At 61.1% G+C, this 20,208-nt stretch carries 16 protein-coding genes and 5 tRNA genes; 9 read left to right on the top strand and 12 right to left on the bottom strand.

The features are described 5' to 3' along the window. Nucleotides 1-48 precede the first annotated feature (48 nt). The 9 genes from BLV18_RS05515 to uvrB all read right to left on the bottom strand — a co-directional run bounded on the left by BLV18_RS05515 (nt 49) and on the right by uvrB (nt 6,906). Nucleotides 49-495: an Hsp20 family protein gene (locus BLV18_RS05515; RefSeq protein ID WP_049861126.1), complete on the bottom strand. Its 447-nt coding sequence runs from the start codon at nt 493-495 to the stop codon at nt 49-51. Nucleotides 496-647: 152 nt separating this feature from the next. Beyond that, nucleotides 648-1,592, bottom strand: a complete 945-nt coding sequence (locus BLV18_RS05510) for a tRNA dihydrouridine synthase (RefSeq protein WP_090356858.1) — start codon at nt 1,590-1,592, stop codon at nt 648-650. A 213-nt stretch (nt 1,593-1,805) separates the two neighbouring features. Next, nucleotides 1,806-2,243, bottom strand: coding sequence for an acyl-CoA thioesterase (locus BLV18_RS05505; RefSeq protein WP_090356856.1), 438 nt, complete (start codon nt 2,241-2,243; stop codon nt 1,806-1,808). Nucleotides 2,244-2,350: 107 nt separating this feature from the next. After that, nucleotides 2,351-2,426, bottom strand: a tRNA-Glu gene (locus tag BLV18_RS05500). A gap of 43 nt (nt 2,427-2,469) precedes the next feature. Continuing rightward, a tRNA-Ala gene (locus tag BLV18_RS05495) sits at nt 2,470-2,545 on the bottom strand. Nucleotides 2,546-2,598: 53 nt separating this feature from the next. After that, nucleotides 2,599-2,674: transfer RNA gene (locus BLV18_RS05490), tRNA-Glu, on the bottom strand. A 69-nt stretch (nt 2,675-2,743) separates the two neighbouring features. Next, a tRNA-Ala gene (locus BLV18_RS05485) sits at nt 2,744-2,819 on the bottom strand. A 390-nt stretch (nt 2,820-3,209) separates the two neighbouring features. Beyond that, nucleotides 3,210-4,688: a glutamate--tRNA ligase gene (gene gltX, locus BLV18_RS05480; protein ID WP_090356854.1), complete on the bottom strand. Its 1,479-nt coding sequence runs from the start codon at nt 4,686-4,688 to the stop codon at nt 3,210-3,212. Nucleotides 4,689-4,890: 202 nt separating this feature from the next. Further along, nucleotides 4,891-6,906 (bottom strand): excinuclease ABC subunit UvrB, encoded by a 2,016-nt coding sequence (uvrB, locus tag BLV18_RS05475; protein ID WP_090356853.1) that lies wholly within the window; start codon nt 6,904-6,906, stop codon nt 4,891-4,893. 286 nt (nt 6,907-7,192) lie between these two features. Here uvrB and BLV18_RS05470 point away from each other — a divergent pair, with 286 nt between their 5' ends. Then, complete coding sequence (locus tag BLV18_RS05470) at nt 7,193-8,389, top strand: amino acid aminotransferase (protein ID WP_090356851.1); 1,197 nt, start codon at nt 7,193-7,195, stop codon at nt 8,387-8,389. 59 nt (nt 8,390-8,448) lie between these two features. Further along, nucleotides 8,449-8,524 (top strand) — tRNA-Asn (locus tag BLV18_RS05465). Nucleotides 8,525-8,643: 119 nt separating this feature from the next. Here the strand turns inward: BLV18_RS05465 and BLV18_RS05460 are convergent. The 3 genes from BLV18_RS05460 to BLV18_RS05450 all read right to left on the bottom strand — a co-directional run bounded on the left by BLV18_RS05460 (nt 8,644) and on the right by BLV18_RS05450 (nt 12,646). After that, on the bottom strand, nt 8,644-11,073 hold the full coding sequence (locus BLV18_RS05460; protein WP_090356849.1) for a TonB-dependent siderophore receptor: 2,430 nt from the start codon (nt 11,071-11,073) through the stop codon (nt 8,644-8,646). A 121-nt stretch (nt 11,074-11,194) separates the two neighbouring features. Continuing rightward, nucleotides 11,195-12,133: a FecR domain-containing protein gene (locus tag BLV18_RS05455; RefSeq protein ID WP_090356847.1), complete on the bottom strand. Its 939-nt coding sequence runs from the start codon at nt 12,131-12,133 to the stop codon at nt 11,195-11,197. A gap of 3 nt (nt 12,134-12,136) precedes the next feature. Continuing rightward, nucleotides 12,137-12,646 (bottom strand): sigma-70 family RNA polymerase sigma factor, encoded by a 510-nt coding sequence (locus tag BLV18_RS05450; RefSeq protein WP_090356845.1) that lies wholly within the window; start codon nt 12,644-12,646, stop codon nt 12,137-12,139. 285 nt (nt 12,647-12,931) lie between these two features. On the opposite strand from BLV18_RS05450, the gene BLV18_RS05445 reads away from it, so the two are divergent. From BLV18_RS05445 to BLV18_RS05415, 7 genes are all read left to right on the top strand, one after another. Beyond that, complete coding sequence (locus BLV18_RS05445; RefSeq protein WP_090356843.1) at nt 12,932-13,942, top strand: ligase-associated DNA damage response exonuclease; 1,011 nt, start codon at nt 12,932-12,934, stop codon at nt 13,940-13,942. Next, nucleotides 13,939-15,648, top strand: coding sequence for an ATP-dependent DNA ligase (locus tag BLV18_RS05440; protein WP_090356841.1), 1,710 nt, complete (start codon nt 13,939-13,941; stop codon nt 15,646-15,648). The genes BLV18_RS05445 and BLV18_RS05440 overlap by 4 nt, the downstream gene beginning before the upstream one ends. A 256-nt stretch (nt 15,649-15,904) precedes the next feature. After that, nucleotides 15,905-16,687, top strand: coding sequence for a transporter substrate-binding domain-containing protein (locus BLV18_RS05435; protein ID WP_049861470.1), 783 nt, complete (start codon nt 15,905-15,907; stop codon nt 16,685-16,687). 68 nt (nt 16,688-16,755) lie between these two features. Next, the gene (locus BLV18_RS05430; RefSeq protein ID WP_090356840.1) at nt 16,756-17,484 is read left to right on the top strand and encodes an ABC transporter permease; all 729 of its coding nucleotides are present in this window, start codon (nt 16,756-16,758) and stop codon (nt 17,482-17,484) included. Next, a complete protein-coding gene (locus BLV18_RS05425) occupies nt 17,481-18,191 on the top strand; it encodes an ABC transporter permease (protein WP_090356839.1) in 711 nt (236 codons plus the stop codon). The genes BLV18_RS05430 and BLV18_RS05425 overlap by 4 nt, the downstream gene beginning before the upstream one ends. A 9-nt stretch (nt 18,192-18,200) precedes the next feature. Then, nucleotides 18,201-19,316 carry a succinylglutamate desuccinylase/aspartoacylase family protein gene (locus tag BLV18_RS05420; RefSeq protein WP_090356837.1) on the top strand — a complete coding sequence of 372 codons (1,116 nt, stop codon included), beginning with the start codon at nt 18,201-18,203 and terminating at the stop codon, nt 19,314-19,316. Between the two features lie 13 nt (nt 19,317-19,329). Further along, nucleotides 19,330-20,094 carry an ABC transporter ATP-binding protein gene (locus BLV18_RS05415; protein ID WP_049861474.1) on the top strand — a complete coding sequence of 255 codons (765 nt, stop codon included), beginning with the start codon at nt 19,330-19,332 and terminating at the stop codon, nt 20,092-20,094. The last annotated feature ends 114 nt before the right edge of the window (nt 20,095-20,208 follow it).

The following is a 20,208-nucleotide window of genomic DNA, read 5'->3' as shown; positions in this document are numbered from 1 at the left end:
ATAAAAAAGGGCGCTCCACCAAGCGCCCTTTCTTCCACAGCTCAAGCGTTATTGCAGACGGGTCTGCGCAGATCCGTTGATCGGGATGCGCTTGGCCTTGGCCTCTTCAGGCACGACACGCAGCAGGTCGATGTTGAGCAAACCGTTGTTCAACGCCGCGGCCTTGACCTCGATATGGTCGGCGAGGCGGAACGACAGCTTGAACGCGCGCTGGGCGATGCCTTGGTGCAGGTAGGTCACGCCGGTGGTCTCGGCCTCGCGCTTGCCACCACTGACGGTCAGAACGCCCTTCTCGACTTGCAGTTCCAGGTCTTCTTCCTGGAAGCCTGCAGCGGCGATGACGATCCGGTACTGATCATCGGCGTGCTTTTCGACGTTGTAGGGTGGGTAGCTGCTGGCCGACTCGTTGCGTGCGGCAGACTCGAACAGATCGTTGAAACGGTCGAAGCCCACGGAGTGGCGGAACAGTGGAGCAAGGGAAAATGCAGTAGCCATGTGTTTCTCCTGAATCTCAGCGAGTGATTGTCTCCGCGACCCGAATTCGGCATCGCGTAACCCATAGATAGGGACCAGCCAAACGCTTTCAAGAGCTTCCAGGAAAATTTTCTTGTGCAGTGCGACGATCTTTCTTGTGACCTGCTGACTCGCTAGCCCGGCTGCAGCAGGCGTTCGACCGCGTCACAATCCTGTTCGCGGCGCACAAGGGTGAACAGCTCGGTCGCCTCGGGGTAGGTGCGGGTCAGCATGGACAGCCACTGCTTCAGCCGGCCCGGTGCCTGTCGTGGTGTGAGCTGCGCACGGGCCTGGCGCCAGAATTCGCGGATCAGCGGCAGCAGCTCGGCCCAGGTCATGTCGGGCAGCTCGATGCCCTGATGGGCCGCAGCGATCTGCCGCGCCAGGTCGGGCTTGGACACCAGCCCACGACCGAGCATGAAGTCCCTGGCGCCACTGACCTCACGGCAGCGCTGCCAGTCGGCGACCGTCCAGATGTCGCCATTGGCATAGACCGGCACCTTCACCACGTCCTGGACCTTGGCGACCCATTCCCAATGGGCTGGCGGCTTGTAACCGTCGACCTTGGTCCGCGCATGCACCACCAGGACCTCGGCGCCCCCTTCGGCCAGTGCCGTGGCGCACTCGATGGCGCTGTCGGGGGTGTCGAAACCCAGGCGCATCTTGGCCGTCACGGGAATGTGCGCAGGCACCGTCGCGCGCACTTCACGCAGGATGCGATGGAGCAGTTCCGGCTCCTTGAGCAGCACTGCCCCGCCACGCGACTTGTTCACCGTCTTGGCCGGGCAGCCGAAATTCAGATCGATCACTGGCGCACCGAGAGTACAGGCGAACGCGGCGTTGTCGGCGAGCGCCACCGGATCCGAACCCAGCAACTGCACACGCAACGGCACGCCGGCTCGGGTCTTGGCGCCGGCCAACAGCTCAGGTCCGAACTTGTGGTAGTAGGCCGCAGTGAGCACGCGTTCGTTGACGCGAATGAATTCGGTAACGCACCAGTCGATGCCACCGACCTGGGTCAGGACGTCGCGCAGGATATCGTCGACCAAGCCTTCCATGGGCGCCAAGGCTAATTGCATGAGGTGTTTCTCGGACAGGGGCGTGAAAGGGAGCGGATTCTAGCAGAAAGCCCGCGCACGGGCGGGCTCTCTAGGGTCTGTGTGAAAAGTCTTGAGACGAAGGTCAGGCAAGGCGAAAACAGCCGAGGAAGCGGTGTTTACAGGTTGTAAATGAGCATTCCGAGGCTGATTTCAACGCAGCATCACCGAGTATCAAGGCTTTTCACACAGAGCCTAGGATTGGAGGACTATGGCTTGACCATACCCATCCAGAAACTCGGCCGGCATGCGTTTGGGCTTGCCGCTGGACAGCTCGATGCAGACGAAGGTGGTACGAGCCCTGAGCACAACTGCGCCGTCACGGAGACGCCGCAATTGGAAATGGCGCGTCATCTTCAGACGTCGGTCCCAGTCGAGGATCCAAGTGCCCAATTCCAGCTCATCGCCTTCGTGGGCGCTCGCGAGATAGTCGATTTCATGACGGACCACGGCCATGGCGCGATCGAGCTGTCGATAGGTCGCAAGATCCAGACCCAGATGCTGCGAATGCTGCCAGGCACAACGTTCGAGCCAGGTGACGTAGACGGCGTTGTTGGCGTGTCCGAGGCCGTCGATGTCGTCGGGCTGGACTGTCAGGGCTATGACGAAGGGGGCGGGCCGATCCCAGTTCATGGGCGCTCCTGGAGAATTAGGAACAGGCGGATATGGCGAGGGCAGAAAAACAAAAGGCTCATTCAATAATCGAATGAGCCTTATAAGTCCCGCAGAGCGGGTAATCGTGGCGTCCCCTAGGGGACTCGAACCCCTGTTACCGCCGTGAAAGGGCGGTGTCCTAGGCCACTAGACGAAGGGGACGCAAAACCTTCAGTCGAGCCCGCTATTGCGGACTCTGGCAAATTGGTGGAGCTAAACGGGATCGAACCGTTGACCTCTTGCATGCCATGCAAGCGCTCTCCCAGCTGAGCTATAGCCCCGAATTTATCGCCCTGCGGCGGAATACCGACTTCACTCGATATTTCTGTACAACTGGCGTCCCCTAGGGGACTCGAACCCCTGTTACCGCCGTGAAAGGGCGGTGTCCTAGGCCACTAGACGAAGGGGACATACCTTCTACCAAGATCAGTCTGGAACTGATCGACTCGTTGTCAACCTGCGACATCAAGCCTGGAATTTGGTGGAGCTAAACGGGATCGAACCGTTGACCTCTTGCATGCCATGCAAGCGCTCTCCCAGCTGAGCTATAGCCCCAAACAGTGTGTTGCTGTGTGGACGGGGCGCATATTAAGACGACCTCGCCAGGGTGTCAAACTTATTTTCAGAATTATTTCGAAGTTTTTTATCGCGATTACAGGGACTTACCGGTTTTGCTGGGTTTGGGCGAAGAGCGACGCGGCTTGCGCCGCTGCTACAGGTTGGTGGTGCATCGGCACGCATGGGGTGTGCCTGGCGGAACGCGGCGCATTCGGACGCGGCTTGCGCCGCTGCTACAGGTTGGTGGTGCATCGGCGCGCATGGGGTGTGCCTGGCGGAACGCGGCGCGTTCGGACACGGCTTGCGCCGCTGCTACAGGGATGGTGGTGCACCGGATGCACCCTGGCCCGCGGTCTTCTGTAGCAGCGGCGCGAGCCGCGTCGGGGGTCAGGCGATTGCGGCCAGGAGCTTTTCCCATTCCTTGTTTTCTTTCTTGGAAACACCGCCGAGCAGATCGAGAGCCTGGCGCAGGCGGAAGCGGGTCAGGTCGGGGCCGAGGATTTCCATGGCGTCCAGGACCGACACCGAACTGGCTTGCCCGGTGATCGCGGCAAACATCAGAGGCATGGCGTCACGCAGCTTCAGGCCGAGCGACTCGACCACCGCCTGAATGGTTACAGTGATGCGCTCCTTGTCCCACTGGCGCAGGCTTTCCAGCTTCCAGAGGATCAACTGCATCAGTTGCCGCACCTGGTCGGCAGAAAGCTTCTTGCTTTCGAACAGGCGGGGATCCAGCTGCAGGCCGCCGGCGAAGAAGAAGCCACCCAGCGGAACGATCTGACTGAAGGTCTCTACCCTGCCCTGCACATGGGGGGCGATCTTCATCATGTAGTCAGGATTGAACGCCCACTGCTGCACTCGTGCGGCGAACTCCTGTACCGGCAGCTCGCGCAACCACTGGCCGTTGAGCCACGAGAGCTTCTCGATATCGAAGATCGGACCGCCCAGGGAAACGCGGGAGAGATCGAAGTGCTCGACCATTTCGGCGAGGGAGAACTTCTCGCGCTCGTCCGGCATCGACCAGCCCATGCGGCCCAGGTAGTTGAGCATGGCTTCGGGCATGAAGCCCATGCGCTCGTAGAAGGTCACCGAGGTCGGGTTTTTGCGCTTGGACAGTTTGCTCTTGTCCGGATTGCGCAGCAGCGGCATGTAGCACAGCGCCGGTTGTTCCCAGCCGAAGTATTCGTAGAGCTTCATCAGCTTGGGCGCCGACGGCAGCCATTCTTCGCCGCGCAGCACGTGGGTGATGCCCATCAGGTGGTCGTCGACCACGTTGGCCAGGAAGTAGGTAGGCAGGCCGTCGGTCTTCATCAGGACCTGCATGTCCATGCGGTCCCATGGGATTTCTACATCGCCACGCAGCATGTCGGGAACCACGCAGACTCCTTCGGTCGGAACCTTCATGCGGATGACGTGGGGTTCGCCGGCGGCCAGGCGGCGCTGGACTTCCTCGGCCGACAGCAACAGGGCGCGGCCGTCGTAACGAGGGGTTTCGCCACGGGCGGTCTGTTCGGCGCGCATCTGGTCGAGTTCTTCGGCGGTGCAGAAGCACGGGAATGCGTGGCCCATGTCGACCAGTTGCTGGGCATATTGCTTGTAGATGTCGCCCCGCTCGCTCTGCCGGTACGGACCATGTGGGCCGCCTACGTCGGGGCCTTCACTCCACTCGATGCCGAGCCAGCGCAGGGCGTCGAAGATCTGCTGCTCGGATTCGCGGGTCGAGCGCAACTGGTCGGTGTCTTCGATGCGCAGGATGAACTCGCCGCCATGCTGTTTGGCAAAGCAATAGTTGAACAGGGCGATGTAGGCCGTGCCGACATGGGGGTCGCCGGTGGGCGATGGGGCGATACGCGTACGAACGGTCATTGAGGGTCTCGAGCAGGTTGAATCGAAACGCCGATGTTAGCAGGGCTTGGGGGGCAGGCTCCAGAATCGTGTGGCGGGGGGTATGGGCGTTCGGCTGTGGGACGGTGGCGTGGCCTTCGCGGGCAGAGGGCTCGCCGCCCGCCCCGCTCCCACAGGTCGGGTGGTTGCGGGTGGGCTCTGGTGTGGTGTTCGCGGTTCGGCGTCAGACCTTGAGCAAGCGCTCGCGCAGTTTGCCGATTTCGTCGCGCATCTGCGCGGCGGCTTCGAATTCCAGGTCGCGGGCCAATTGGTACATCTTCTCTTCCAGTTGCTTGATGCGCTTGGTGATTTCGCTGGGCGAACGCAGCTCGTTTTCGTAGCGCGCATTTTCCTCGGCGGCCTTGGCCATGCCCTTGCGCTTCTTGCTGCGCGACCCAGGCACGGTGGCGCCTTCCATGATATCGGCGACGTCCTTGACCACGCCCTTGGGCACGATGCCGTTGGCTTCGTTGAAGGCGATCTGCTTCTCGCGACGACGTTCCGTCTCACCGATGGCGCGCTCCATCGAGCCGGTCATGCGATCGGCATAGAGGATGGCCCGGCCATTGAGGTTTCGCGCGGCACGGCCGATGGTCTGGATCAGCGAGCGATCCGAACGCAGGAACCCTTCCTTGTCGGCATCGAGGATGGCCACCAGCGAAACCTCGGGCATGTCCAAGCCTTCGCGGAGCAGGTTGATCCCCACGATCACGTCGTAGGCGCCCAGACGCAGGTCGCGGATGATCTCCACTCGCTCCACGGTATCGATGTCCGAGTGCAGGTAGCGCACGCGCACGTCGTGGTCGGCGAGGTAATCGGTAAGGTCCTCGGCCATGCGCTTGGTGAGTACGGTGACCAGTATGCGGTCGTCGTTGGCCACCCGCTTGCGAATCTCCGACAGCAAATCGTCGACCTGGGTCAATGCGGGCCGCACCTCGACCTGGGGATCGACCAGACCGGTCGGCCGTACCACCTGCTCGATGATTCTCCCGGCATGCTCGGCCTCATAGTTGCCGGGGGTGGCCGAGACGAAAATGGTCTGGGGGCTCACCCCTTCCCATTCGTCGAAACGCATGGGTCGGTTGTCCAGCGCCGAGGGCAGGCGGAAACCGTACTCGACCAGGGTTTCCTTTCGCGAGCGGTCGCCCTTGTACATGGCGCCCACCTGGGGAACGCTGACGTGGGACTCGTCGATCACCAGCAAGGCGTCAGGGGGCAGGTAGTCATAGAGGGTGGGCGGCGCTGCGCCGGCGGGACGTCCGGACAGGTAGCGGGAATAGTTTTCGATGCCGTTGCAGTAACCCAGCTCCAGGATCATTTCCAGATCGAAGCGCGTACGCTGTTCAAGCCGCTGGGCTTCGACGAGTTTGTTCTTGTCGCGGAAGTAGTCCAGGCGGTCCTTGAGTTCTTCCTTGATGCCTTCCACGGCGCCCAGCAGGGTTTCCCGTGGGGTGACGTAGTGGCTCTTGGGGTAGAAGGTGAACCGTGGCAACTTGCGCGTGACCTCGCCAGTCAGCGGATCGAACGCGGCGATGTTCTCGACCTCATCGTCGAACAGCTCGATACGGATGGCTTCCAGATCGGACTCGGCGGGAAATACATCGATCACGTCGCCGCGCACGCGGAAGGTGGCGCGGGCGAAGTCGATCTCGTTGCGTGTGTATTGCAGGTCGGCCAGCCGGCGCAGCAGCGCGCGCTGGTCGAGCTTGTCGCCGCGGTCGACGTGCAGGACCATTTTCAGATAGGTTTCGGGACTGCCCAGACCGTAGATGCAGGACACCGTAGTGACGATGATGGCGTCCTTGCGTTCGAGTAGTGCCTTGGTCGCGGACAGGCGCATCTGTTCGATGTGGTCGTTGATCGAGGAGTCCTTCTCGATGAAGGTGTCCGACGATGGCACGTAGGCCTCGGGCTGGTAGTAGTCGTAGTAGGAGACGAAGTATTCGACCGCATTATTCGGGAAGAACGCCTTGAACTCGCCGTACAGCTGAGCGGCCAAGGTCTTGTTCGGCGCTAGCACCAGCGTTGGGCGTTGAACCTGCGCGATCACGTTAGCGATGCTGAACGTCTTGCCCGACCCGGTTACCCCCAGCAAGGTCTGGTGCGCCAGGCCCGCTTCGATACCCTCCACCATCAGGCGAATGGCTTCCGGCTGGTCGCCAGCCGGCTCGAAACGGGTAACCAGTTGAAACTCGGACATGCCACACCTCATGAGTCGCTACAGCCGGACTTTTCCGACTGTATTTATAGACAGTACTTAACCCTAATTGGCACCTGTTGCGGCAAGTTTCAAGGGCATGGCCCAAGACCTTCGGCAAGCACAGGACCAATGGTCGAAAAATAATCGGCAAAAATCGGTAAAACCAAGTGCAACCTGTCGCTCCATGGGCCAAGCGTCTTTATACTGACTCCCCACTCGTGCATCGCTTCGTGCCGCATGGATGAAGCGTGCATCCTCTTCACTCCCGATCAGAGCTACGGTAAAAATGAGCCTGTTTTCCGCTGTCGAATTGGCACCCCGCGATCCTATCCTGGGCCTCAACGAAGCATTCAACGCCGACACCCGCACCGACAAGGTGAATCTGGGCGTTGGCGTGTACTGCAACGAAGAGGGGCGAATTCCCCTGCTGCGCGCGGTCATCGAAGCCGAAACCCAGCGCGTTGCACAGCACGCCGCACGTGGCTATCTGCCCATCGACGGTATCGCCGCCTACGACAAGGCTGTACAGACCCTGATCTTCGGTGCCCAGTCCCCGCTGCTGGCGGCAGGTCGCGTGGTGACCACACAGGCCGTCGGTGGCACCGGCGCCCTGAAGATCGGTGCCGACTTCCTCAAGCAATTGTCGCCTGACGCCGTGGTCGCGATCAGTGACCCAAGCTGGGAAAACCATCGTGCCCTGTTCGAGACCGCCGGTTTCAGCGTGCAGAACTATCGCTACTATGATGCGACCAGCAACGACGTGAACCGTTCAGGCATGCTCGAAGACCTCGACGCCCTGCCCGCCGGTTCCATCGTCGTGCTGCATGCCTGCTGCCACAACCCGACCGGCGTCGACCTCAGTGCATCCGACTGGGTCAACGTGCTGGACGTGGTCAAGCGCAAGGGCCACGTGCCGTTTCTGGACATGGCCTACCAGGGTTTTGGCGAAGGCATCCATGAAGACGCCGCCGCCGTGCGCCTGTTCGCCGAGTCGGGTTTGAGCTTCTTCGTTTCCAGCTCGTTCTCCAAATCGTTCTCGCTGTATGGCGAGCGTGTCGGCGCATTGTCGATCGTCACCCAGTCGAGCGACGAGACCTCTCGCGTGTTGTCGCAGATCAAACGCGTCATTCGTACCAACTACTCCAACCCGCCGACCCATGGCGCAATGATCGTGGCCAACGTGTTGAACAGCCCGGAACTGCGCGCCATGTGGGAGGACGAGCTGGGCGAGATGCGCCAGCGCATTCGCGGCATGCGTCTGCAAATGGTCGAGGGGCTGGCGGCCCAGGGTGCGAACCGCGATTTCGGTTTCGTCGCCCGTCAGGCCGGCATGTTCTCCTATTCGGGGCTGAGCGCCGAGCAGGTCGCTCGCCTGCGCAACGAGTTCGGCATCTACGCACTGGACACCGGACGTATCTGCGTGGCCGCGCTGAACCAGCGCAACATCGATGGCGTGATCAAGGCCATCGTTCAGGTGCTGTAGCCTTTTTGCCTGGGGGAGGCTTGACTTCCCCTTAGCAATCAGTAACATACGCAGCAGATTCCGCGATAGCTCAGTTGGTAGAGCAAATGACTGTTAATCATTGGGTCCCTGGTTCGAGTCCAGGTCGTGGAGCCAAACTAGATGCCAGAGAGGGTTCCTACCCACTCTGACATCACCAAAAAACCCGCCTTATGGCGGGTTTTTTCGTTTTGGCACCTTGAAGAAGACGGGCATGAACGGATCGAATTCGGCGATCACCACACGTACTTGACGCTGGTCAGCAACGTGCGTCGCATGCCAGGGTAGCACTCGTAGGAGTCGTCACAGGTGGCCACATACTCGGTATTCAACAGGTTTTGCGCGTTGACCGAGACAGTCACGTGTTTGTTGATCGGATAGCTGGCGCCGGCATCGAACAGGGTGTAGTTGTCGATGTGATAGGTATTGCCGTTGTCACCATACAGCACGCCGGTGTACCGGACACCGCCACCCAGGCTCAGCCCCTTGAGCGGGCTGTCGTCGAACGTGTAGTTCAACCAGGTGGACGCCATGTGCTTGGGCACGTTGGCTGGCCGGTTGCCTTCGTCGCCACGATTGCTCCTGGTGATTTCAGCGTGGGTGTAGGTGTAGGACGCAATCAGGTCCCAGTGCTGATCCAGCTGCGCCTTGATCTCGGCTTCGATGCCGCGCGATTGCTGCTCGCCCGACGCAACGGTGAAGCCGGTGTTCACACCACCAATGATTTCAGTGGTCAGCACATTGGTCTTGGTCAGGTCATAAGCAGACAGGGTCATCAGGATGGCATCGCTGAGTTGGTATTTCACACCCACTTCCCATTGATGCGCCGTGCTGGGGTCGAACGCACTACCGCTGCGGTCGGTGCCGGTATTGGGCGTGAACGATTCGGCGTAGCTGACGTAGGGCGCCAGACCAAACTCCGTGAGATAGGTCAAACCCAGGCGTCCGGTAAAGGCAGTGTCCTTCTGGTTCGATGAGGCACCTACATGGTTGTCCAGGTCGTTGCGAACATAGTCATAGCGCCCGCCGGCCGTGAGAATCCAGCGATCGTCGAACTTGATCTGATCCTGAATGTAACCGCCCGCCTGTTCGATGGTCTGGTCGTAATCGATCGAGCTCAGACTGTTGCCCGCGCTGGGACGAGCGATCGCCAGGCCATACTGTGGCGCAGTCAGGTTCAGGCTTGGCGCTCGGGTGCGCCAGCGCGAGATATCGGCGTCTTGCCAGGTGTAGTCGACGCCCATCAGAAGGGTGTGGCTCAGTGGGCCGGTGGTAAAATCGGCTTGCAATTGGTTGTCGAGGTTGAACGTGTTCAGGTGCTGATCGAAGCGGTCGGCGATCCGTGTCACATTGCCTGTGGTGGTGTCGACAGCGGCCGGTAGCAAGTTCTGGAAGATCAAGTCGACCTGTCCGTAGCGGGCGTTCTGGCGAAACTCCCAAGTATCGCTCAGCCAATGGCGGAATTCGTAGCCCAGACTGAATTGCTCCTGGTCCAGATGGTTGAAGCTGTGATCGCCCATCAGCGTGTTGGTGGTATGACCGCTCGGCGTGCTGTAGGCGAATAGCGAGCCGCCGTTCGAATCGCGCATGAAGTCGCTGAGCATGGTCAGGCTGGTGTCTTCGTCCGGCGCCCAGGTCAGAGACGGCGCTATGTACAAGCGGTCGTCCGTCAGCGCGTGGCCATCCGCATAATCCACCTGGGTATCGGCTTCGCGGGCGAGGCCAATCATACGGTAGATCAGATGTTGGTCGTCGCTGAGCACACCGCCCACATCGAACTGGCCTTGCAGGCGATCATGGTTGCCACCGGTCAACTGCACTTCGTTGACGTGGTTGGCCTCGGGTCTCTTGCTCACACGGTTGGCGATGCCACCCGCGTCCCCTTGACCGAACAGGCTGGAGACCGGGCCTCGTACGACGTCTATGCGCTCCAGAGAATAGGGTTCGCTGCGGAAAAACGCGTAGCTGTTGTTCTGCTGACGCAGCCCGTTGAGATAGTCACTGCTTGCCTGGCCGTTGAAGCCGCGGATATACAACCAGTCAAAACCTTTGGGGTCCAGGCCGTAGGCTTCCACTTTGACGCCAGGCACGTAACGCAACGCTTCGGTGACGGTCTGCACGCCTTGAGCCTGCATTTGCTGACGGGTCACTACCGAGATCGACTGCGGGATCTCGATGATAGGTGTATCGGTCTTGGTACCTGCGCTGCTACGAATGGCCACGTAACCCTCCACCGGGCTGGCAGCTGAGTCAGCCGATCTGCCGGTGATGTTCGTGGGGTCCAATTGCAGCGTTGCGTCGATGACAGGGATCAGCGAGTAGCTGCCGTTGCTCAGCAGCACGGCTTGCAATTTGCTCCCGGACAACAACTGGCGCAGGCCTGAGTCCACGGTGTGGACGCCATGCAGACCCGGCGAGCGTTGTCCTTGTGCCTGGGCTGGATCGAAAGACACATTGATTTGCGCCGCAGTCGCGAACTGCGCCAGCGCGGCGTTGACCGTGCCGGAAGGGATATCGAACTGACGGGTCGCGGCCGTCTGCCCCCAGGCGGGCGCAGCGTTCATGACCGAGGTCAGCGGTGCGCCCAACGCGATGCCGAGCAACGTGCGGCGCACGATGCGGGTCAGTGACGGAGGTCGTTGAGTGATTGGCTTGTGTCCGGACATTCCGTTTCCTTTCGCCCAGTGGCAGTAGAGTGACAGCGCCGTGTGATGCGCTTCTATCTACCAAGTCGAATGAAAACTGGAATCGACAACCCCAAGCGGCTATTTATTTTGTGGTATAGGTTCAGACCGACTCCACGCGCGTCCAATAACGGCTGAATCGGCGAATACGCACGGGCAGGGTCGAGGAAAGGTTTTCCAGGATCGTATCGATATTGCGCAACTGAAACGCCCCCGAGATGCGCAACTCTGCGATCTGCGCCTGACAGCCCAAATGCCCGGGACGGTAGCGTTGGAGCTCGAGGATCAAATCTTCCAGCCGCCAGTTGTTGACGACCAGCATGCCGCGAGTCCAGGCGTCGGCGTCGAGGCTTGCAGCCTGCACGTTGCCCATTCGGTCCTGGTTGAACCACATTTGCTGGCCCGCCTCCACCCGCACGGTCGGCGTGAGAATTGCGCTGCGCACTTCCACGGCCTGTTCGAGCACGCAGACTTGGGTTCCAGCGTCCAGGCGGCGCACGATAAAGCGTGTACCCAGCGCGCGGATGCTGCCTTCTTGGGTGTGCACCACAAACGGCCGTGCCAGAGAATCGCGCGCCGTTTCCACGAGGATTTCTCCATTGAGCAGTTGCAGCTCGCGAAGGCTTGGGCCGAAGTGGATGTTCACCGCGGTGGCGGTATTGAGGCGTACCTGACTGCCATCCTCCAGGGACAGGCTTTTGCTTTCACCCGTCATGGTGTGCTCATCTGCTATCAATGACGGCAGGGCAGTGTTACGCCAGGCCAACGTGCCAGCCCCTCCGGCCGCGAGCAGTAGCGACAGCACCTTGAGCGCTTCGCGGCGTTTGATTCGAGCACTTTTGAGCGTTGGCTCGGCCATTCCAGGGCCGATCCGATCAAAGCGTTCCTGTAATCGGATCAGCCTTTCCCAGGCCTGGCGATGGCCGGGCGCACTCTCAAGCCAGCGCAGATGCGCTTCCCGAGTGGCGTTATCGGCGTCATCACATCGCAAATCGACGTACCAGCGCGCGGCGGCTTCAAGGATCGCGGTCTCCAGTGCCACGTTTTAATCCTCGGTGGCTAACAAACAATGCATCAAAGCGCGCACCGCGTGTTTCTTGACGGTGTTGACCGATACCTGCAGTTGCCGACCGATTTCCACATAGCTCAAGCCATCCAGGTGGGCCATCAGGAAAATCTGTCGAGTTCGAGCACCGAGGCCGTGCAGAATTCGGTCGATTTCCAATAGCGTTTCAATGATCAGAAGGCGTGTTTCCGGCGAAATATCCAACGCTTCGGGTCGGGATGCCAGGGTTTCCAGATACGCCTGCTCCACCGTGCGGCGCCGGAACATATCAATCATCAGGCTACGTGCGATGGTGCTTAAATACGCACGCGGCTCACGCAGTTCGTGGGCCTTGCGCTGGGTCAGTACCCGCATGAAGGTGTCCTGCGCCATGTCAGCCGCGTGATCGACGCAGCCCAGGCGCTGGCGCAGCCAACCACACAACCAGCGATGATGATCGAGGTACAGGGTGTGTACGGTCTGTTTATGCAGGGGGTCGACGCAAGACATGGCTCAAACCTGGGAAGGCTCATGTGATAATGACTCTCATTTTCGTGTTTGCCGGGTTATTTTGCAATGCTGGAAACCAGGCCGGTCTGCGTCATTTCGACTGTAAATCAGTCACAGCGATGGGACGACCGGTTTTAGTCGTGAACGCCGACCACGTCGTCGACGAAGCGAGGATCATTTCTTACGTCCGACTTCATGCAAGCTATCTATCCTCAAGCCTTCGCACCCGAACTTTCCCCCGCCCTCCTCGCTCATAACAACACACCCATCACCTGGCCACCTGCCATGGACCTAGTCGTCGCGCGTCCCGAAGGTTTGTATTGCACCGCCGGGGATTTCTATATCGACCCGTGGCGGCCCGTCGAGCGTTCGGTGATCACCCATGGTCACGGCGACCATGCGCGGACCGGCAATGAACATTATCTGGCGGCAGCGCCGGGCGAAGGCATCCTGCGCACCCGTCTTGGCCAGGACATCAATCTGCAGTTGCTCGAGTACGGGGAAGTCCTGCAGCACAACGGCGTGACGCTGAGCTTTCATCCAGCCGGACACGTGCTGGGCTCGGCCCAGGTCCGCCTGGAATACAAAGGCGAGGTGTGGGTCGCTTCGGGCGACTACAAGGTCGAGCCGGACGGCACCTGTGCGCCGTTCGAACCCGTGCAATGCCACACCTTCATTACCGAATCGACGTTCGGCCTGCCGATCTATCGCTGGCAGCCGCAGGCGGAGATTTTCGAGGAAGTGAATCAGTGGTGGCGTGCCAACGCCGAGCAAGGCAAAGCCAGCGTTCTGTTCGCCTACGCGTTCGGCAAGGCTCAGCGCTTGCTGCACGGCATCGATGCCAGCATCGGGCCGATCCTGGCGCACGGTTCGGTGGAGCCGCTAAACAGGGTCTACCGTGATGCCGGCGTCTACATCCCGGAAACCCAGTACGCCGGCGACTTCAAGAAAACCGACCCGGCGTTGCGCAATGCTCTGATCATCGCGCCGCCTTCGGCTGGGGGCAGCACCTGGATGCGCCGTTTCGGCGACTACAGCGATGCTTTCGCCAGTGGCTGGATGCGTCTGCGCGGTACCCGTCGGCGTCGCGGCGTGGACCGTGGCTTCGTGCTGTCCGACCACGCCGACTGGCCGGGCCTGCTGTGGGCCATCGAGCAGACCGGGGCGGAGCGAGTCATGGTCACCCACGGTTCGGTGGAAGTGCTGGTGCGCTACCTGCGCGACATCGGTCTGGACGCCCAGGGCTTCACCACCGAATACGGTGACGAAGAGGAACCTCAGGAGGCCACGTCTTGAAAGCGTTCGCCCAGTTGTATGCCAATCTCGACGAGACCACTTCGACCAATGCCAAGCGTCAGTTTCTGGAAGACTACTTCCGTGAGGCGCAGCCGGCCGATGCCGCCTGGGCGGTGTATTTCCTCTCGGGCGGCCGTCCCCGGCAACTGGTGCCGACCAAGGTCTTGCGCGAGTTGGCCATCAAGCTGGCGAATGTGCCCGAATGGCTGTTCGAAGAAAGTTATCAGGCGGTAGGCGATCTGGCCGAGACATTTTCGCTGCTGCTGCCCGAAGCCGAACAGACCAGTGACGAAGGCCTGGCCTGGTGGCTGGAGAATGCCCTGCTGCCCCTGCGCGGGCTACCCCCTGAAGAATTGCACGAGCGCTTGCCGCCGCTGTGGGCCCAGCTTGATCGTGCCAGCCTGATGCTGTGCCTGAAGCTGATCACCGGCAGCTTCCGCGTGGGCGTTTCGAAACTGCTGGTGACCCGAGCGCTGGCGCAGATGGCCGGGCTGGACAGCAAACGCGTGGCCCAGCGCCTGGTGGGCTACACCGACCTTTCGCACCGTCCGGTCGCCGACAGCTACCTCAAACTGATCGCCGAGGAATCCTCGGACGAGCATGCCCAGCGTGGCGGCCAGCCGTACCCGTTCTTTCTCGCTCATTCGCTGCAACAACCGGTCGATCAGTTCGACACCCTGCTAGGTCCCAGCAGTAACTGGCAGGTGGAGTGGAAATGGGACGGGATCCGTGCGCAGCTGGTCAAGCGGGACGGACGCCTGTGGATCTGGTCGCGAGGCGAAGAGCTGGTGTCGGATCGCTTTCCAGAGCTGCATTCCCTCACCGCGAGCCTGCCCGACGGCACCGTGATCGACGGCGAGATCGTGGTCTGGAAGACTCCGCCACCGGCGGATGTGGCGCCCGAGGATTTCAGCCTGGACGATGCATCGAGCACCTCGGCGGATGCACCGGCGGTGCAGCCGTTCGCTCTGCTGCAACAGCGCATCGGTCGCAAGACCTTGAGCAAGAAGATTCTCGAAGAGATTCCCGTGGTGGTGCTCGCCTATGACCTGCTCGAATGGCACGGGGAAGACTGGCGCAGCCGTCCGCAACACGAACGTCGCACACAGATGGAACAGGTCATCGCGCAAGCGGCCGATCCGGTACTGCGTCCCTCGCCGGTACTGACCGGCGCCGACTGGCTCGACCTTAGCCGACAGCGCGAGGCGTCGCGGGCACTGGGGGTCGAGGGCATGATGCTCAAGGCGCGCGATTCACTCTATGGGGTGGGCCGGACCAAGGACATGGGCACTTGGTGGAAGTGGAAGGTGGACCCCTTCAGCGTCGACGCAGTTTTGATCTATGCCCAAGCCGGCCATGGGCGCCGGGCGAGCCTGTACAGCGACTACACGTTTGCCGTGTGGGACGGTCCGCCGGAAGCGTCCGAGCGTACCTTGGTGCCGTTCGCCAAGGCCTATTCCGGATTGACCGACGAAGAGATGCGCAAGGTCGACGCGATCGTGCGCAAGACCACCGTGGAGAAATTCGGCCCGGTGCGTAGCGTGACGCCGACGCTGGTGTTCGAACTGGGGTTCGAAGGCATCGCCCTGTCCAAGCGTCACAAGAGCGGAATCGCTGTACGCTTTCCACGCATGTTGCGCTGGCGCCATGACAAACCGGTGGCCGAAGCCGACAGTCTGGCAACCCTGCAGGACCTCCTGGCCTGACCTATTGAATGCACCGCCACGGTGCATTTTTTTGCCATGGATTATTTCGGGGCATTGCTGTACCAATGGCACGCGCTTCGAGCGAGCCGACGCGTGCGAGCCCGCGGAAAAGTTGCAGCGACGCGACACAACCTTACTCAAGCCGGTCTGCACTGGGACTATGGTGCGGAAATTGCTATCAGAATGATGTCTGGCACTCGCCGGTAACGCACATCGCCCTCACCCAACGCATTCAACTGGTTTTAAGGACTGCACGATGAAAAAAGCATTGCTGACCCTTTCTGCTCTGGCCCTGGCGTTCTCGGCCGGCAGCGCGATGGCCAAGGAATACAAGGAGTTGCGTTTCGGGGTCGATCCATCCTACGCCCCGTTCGAATCCAAGGCAGCCGATGGCAGCCTGGTGGGCTTCGACATCGATCTGGGCAATGCCATCTGCAAGGAGCTGAAGGTCACCTGCAAATGGGTCGAAAGCGATTTCGACGGCATGATTCCAGGCCTCAAGGCGAAGAAGTTCGACGGCGTGATTTCCTCGATGACCGTGACCCCTGCCCGTGAGAAAGTCATCGACTTCTCCAACGAACTGTTCTCCGGCCCGACCTCGCTGGTGTTCAAGAAAGGTGCAGGCCTGAGCACCGACCTGGCCTCGCTCAAGGGCAAGACCGTAGGCTACGAACAGGGCACCATCCAGGAAGCCTACGCCAAGGCCGTGCTGGACAAGGCAGGCATCAAGACCCAGGCCTACCAGAACCAGGATCAGGTCTACGCCGACTTGATCTCGGGTCGCCTCGACGCTTCGATCCAGGACATGCTGCAGGCCGAGCTGGGCTTCCTGAAGTCGCCACAGGGCGCCGGCTATGAAGTCAGCGAGCCGATCGACAGCGAGCTGTTGCCGTCCAAGACCGCCGTGGGTATCGCCAAAGGTAACAAGGAACTCAAGGCATTGATCGATAAAGGTATCAAAGCGTTACACGATGATGGCACCTACACCGAAATCCAGAAGAAACACTTCGGTGAGCTGAACCTGTACAGCGGCAAGTAAATCCCGCTGTGACAGCGCCCATTCCCGCTCGGGGATGGGCGTTTTTTTGACCGGCACAGGCCAGATTCATGTTCGACGACCTTTTACAGCAACTCGGGTTGTCTGCGTTCAGTTTGAAGGGCTTTGGCCCGCTGCTGCTCGAAGGCACCTGGATGACCATCAAGCTGTCCCTGCTGTCGCTGCTGGTCAGCGTGGTGCTGGGGCTGATCGGCGCCAGCGCCAAACTGTCCGGTACGGCAGTGCTGCGCGTCCCTGCCCAGCTCTACACGACCCTGATCCGCGGCGTACCCGACCTTGTGCTGATGCTGCTGATTTTCTACAGCCTGCAGACCTGGTTGACCGGCCTGACCGAAGCCCTTGAATGGGACTATATCGAGATCGATCCTTTCGCCGCCGGGGTCATTACCCTGGGCTTCATCTATGGCGCCTATTTCACCGAAACCTTCCGTGGCGCCATGCTCGCCGTGCCGCGCGGCCAGCTCGAAGCGGCCACGGCCTACGGCCTCAAGCGCTCGCAGCGTTTCCGCTACGTGGTCTTCCCGCAAATGATGCGTTATGCCCTGCCCGGCATCGGCAACAACTGGATGGTCATGCTCAAGGCCACGGCGCTGGTCTCGATCATCGGCTTGGCCGATCTGGTCAAGGCCGCCCAGGACGCCGGCAAGAGCACCTATCAACTGTTCTATTTTCTGGTGCTGGCCGCGCTCATCTATCTGCTGATCACCAGTGCGTCCAACATCGCCCTGCGCTGGCTTGAACGACGCTACAGCGCGGGCACCCGGGAGGCGCTGCGATGATCGAACTTCTTCAAGAATACTGGCGGCCGTTCCTCTATTCCGACGGCCAGAACATCACCGGCCTGGCCATGACCCTATGGCTGCTCAGTGCCTCGCTGGTGATCGGCTTCGTGGTTTCGGTACCGCTGTCGATCGCCCGCGTCTCGAGCCGGCGCTGGGTGCGCTGGCCGGTGCAGTTCTACACCTACCTGTTCCGCGGAACGCCGCTCTATATCCAGCTGCTGATCTGCTACACCGGCATCTACAGCCTGGAAGCCGTGCGGGGGCAGCCCCTGCTCAACGACTTCTTCCGCGACGCGATGAACTGCACGATCCTGGCGTTTGCCCTGAACACCTGCGCCTACACCACGGAGATCTTTGCCGGGGCGATCCGCAGCATGAACCACGGCGAGGTCGAGGCGGCCAAGGCCTATGGCCTGAGCGGCTGGAAGCTGTATGCCTACGTGATCATGCCGTCGGCCCTGCGCCGTTCGCTGCCCTACTACAGCAACGAAGTGATCCTCATGCTGCACTCGACCACGGTGGCATTCACAGCCACCATCCCGGACATCCTCAAGGTCGCACGGGACGCCAACTCGGCGACCTTCCTGACCTTCCAATCCTTCGGCATCGCCGCGCTGATCTACCTGACCATCACCTTTGCCCTGGTCGGACTGTTTCGCCTGGCCGAACGCCGCTGGCTGGCCTTTCTCGGCCCGACGCACTAGGACCTGAACATGCAACACGACATTCATGAATTGCTGGCTCGCCTGCCCGGTACCGCGCGCCAGATCCACAGCTTCAGCTACGGCCCGACGGGTGCCGGCAAAGTCTATATCCAGGCCTCGCTGCACGCCGACGAGTTGCCAGGGATGCTGGTCGCCTGGCACCTGCGCCAGCGCCTGGCCGAACTGGAGGACGCAGGGCTGCTGCGCCAGCAGGTGGTCATCGTACCGATCGCCAATCCCGCCGGGCTCGATCAGATCGTCATGGACACGCCGCTGGGCCGCTACGAGCTGGAAACCGGCGAGAATTTCAATCGCCGTTTCGTCGACCTGGCCGATCAGGTTGGCTGCGCCGTCGAGCCGCTGCTGGGTGATGATGAGGCACGCAATACGGCGTTGATCCGCACGCACCTGAGCCAGGCACTGAACCAGTTGCAGCCGACCACAGCTCTGCAATCTCAGCGCCTGACTCTGCAGCGCCTGGCATGCGATGCCGACATGGTGCTGGACCTGCACTGCGATTTCGAGGCCGTGCAGCATTTATACACCACACCCGAAGCCTGGCCGCTGGTAGAGCCGTTGGCACGCTACCTGGGCGCGCAGGCCAGCCTGCTGGCCACCGACTCGGGCGGGCAATCGTTCGACGAGTGCTTCAGTCTGTTCTGGTGGCAACTTCAGCAGCGCTTTGCCGAGCGTTTCCCGATCGCCATGGGCAGCTTTTCGGTGACCGTCGAGTTGCGCGGCCAGGGTGACGTCAACCACCCCATGGCCAGCGGCGACTGTCAGGCCATTCTCGACTACCTGGCCAGCACCGGGGCCATCGACCGCACGCCGGCACCCTTGCCTGCCCTGCTTGCCGCTGCCACGCCGCTGGCCGGCGTTGAGCCGGTGACCGCGCCGGTGGGTGGACTGCTGGTGTTCAGCGTAATGCCCGGCCAATACCTGGAAGCCGGGCAGTTGATCGCCGAAATCATCGATCCGCTGAGCAATACGGTCACCCCTGTGCGCAACCGCCAACCGGGGCTGATGTATGCCCGCTCGCTGCGTCGCACGGCCACCGCCGGCATGCTGGTCGCCCATGTCGCCGGCACCCAGGCCTGCCGCAGCGGCTATCTACTTCAACCTTGAGGACCTGTAGCGCATGTACAAACTGACCATCGATGGCCTACACAAAAGCTATGGCGACAACAAGGTGCTCAAGGGTGTTTCGCTCAAGGCCAGCACGGGTGACGTGATCAGCCTGATCGGCGCCAGTGGCTCAGGCAAGAGCACCTTCCTGCGCTGCATCAACTTCCTCGAACAGCCTGACGACGGTGCCATGAGCCTGGATGGCAAGGCCATTCGCATGACCACCGACAGCGGCGGCATGCGCGTCGCCGATGCCGAAGAACTGCAGCGCTTGCGCACGCGTCTGGCCATGGTGTTCCAGCACTTCAACCTGTGGAGCCACATGACCGTGCTCGACAACATCACCATGGCCCCGCGCCGGGTGTTGGGCGTCGACAAGGACGAAGCGCGGGAACGGGCGTTGCGCTACCTGGACAAGGTCGGCCTGCCGGAGCGCGTGGCCAGCCAGTACCCGGCCTTCCTGTCCGGTGGCCAGCAGCAGCGCGTCGCCATTGCCCGCGCGCTGGCCATGGAGCCGGAGGTGATGCTGTTCGACGAGCCGACCTCGGCACTGGACCCGGAGCTGGTGGGCGAAGTGTTGAAGGTGATCAAGGGCCTCGCCGAGGAAGGCCGCACCATGATCATGGTCACCCATGAAATGAGTTTCGCCCGTGAAGTGTCCAGCCAGGTGCTGTTCCTGCATCAGGGCCTGGTCGAGGAAGAAGGCTCGCCTGCACAGGTACTGGGCAGCCCGAAAAGCGAACGCCTGCGGCAGTTTCTCAGCGGCAATCTCAAGTAACCCTCAGGCACCACACCCCTGTGGGAGCAGGTTCTACCCGCGAATGGCTACCCAGCGAACAGCTCCCTTATAACCGATCGATCTAAAACTCTCGCTACCTGCCTCGGTCAGTTT

Source organism: Pseudomonas coleopterorum, from assembly GCF_900105555.1.
Taxonomy (GTDB): domain Bacteria; phylum Pseudomonadota; class Gammaproteobacteria; order Pseudomonadales; family Pseudomonadaceae; genus Aquipseudomonas; species Aquipseudomonas coleopterorum.
This window is presented reverse-complemented; position numbering and strand designations above follow the sequence as displayed.

Coding starts and splice junctions, on each gene's coding strand:
- BLV18_RS05515 (WP_049861126.1), bottom strand. CDS start 495: ATGGCTACTGCATTTTCCCTTGCTCCACTGTTCCGCCACTCCGTGGGC.
- BLV18_RS05510 (WP_090356858.1), bottom strand. CDS start 1,592: ATGCAATTAGCCTTGGCGCCCATGGAAGGCTTGGTCGACGATATCCTG.
- BLV18_RS05505 (WP_090356856.1), bottom strand. CDS start 2,243: ATGAACTGGGATCGGCCCGCCCCCTTCGTCATAGCCCTGACAGTCCAG.
- gltX (WP_090356854.1), bottom strand. CDS start 4,688: ATGACCGTTCGTACGCGTATCGCCCCATCGCCCACCGGCGACCCCCAT.
- uvrB (WP_090356853.1), bottom strand. CDS start 6,906: ATGTCCGAGTTTCAACTGGTTACCCGTTTCGAGCCGGCTGGCGACCAG.
- BLV18_RS05470 (WP_090356851.1), top strand. CDS start 7,193: ATGAGCCTGTTTTCCGCTGTCGAATTGGCACCCCGCGATCCTATCCTG.
- BLV18_RS05460 (WP_090356849.1), bottom strand. CDS start 11,073: ATGTCCGGACACAAGCCAATCACTCAACGACCTCCGTCACTGACCCGC.
- BLV18_RS05450 (WP_090356845.1), bottom strand. CDS start 12,646: ATGTCTTGCGTCGACCCCCTGCATAAACAGACCGTACACACCCTGTAC.
- BLV18_RS05445 (WP_090356843.1), top strand. CDS start 12,932: ATGGACCTAGTCGTCGCGCGTCCCGAAGGTTTGTATTGCACCGCCGGG.
- BLV18_RS05435 (WP_049861470.1), top strand. CDS start 15,905: ATGAAAAAAGCATTGCTGACCCTTTCTGCTCTGGCCCTGGCGTTCTCG.
- BLV18_RS05430 (WP_090356840.1), top strand. CDS start 16,756: ATGTTCGACGACCTTTTACAGCAACTCGGGTTGTCTGCGTTCAGTTTG.
- BLV18_RS05425 (WP_090356839.1), top strand. CDS start 17,481: ATGATCGAACTTCTTCAAGAATACTGGCGGCCGTTCCTCTATTCCGAC.
- BLV18_RS05420 (WP_090356837.1), top strand. CDS start 18,201: ATGCAACACGACATTCATGAATTGCTGGCTCGCCTGCCCGGTACCGCG.
- BLV18_RS05415 (WP_049861474.1), top strand. CDS start 19,330: ATGTACAAACTGACCATCGATGGCCTACACAAAAGCTATGGCGACAAC.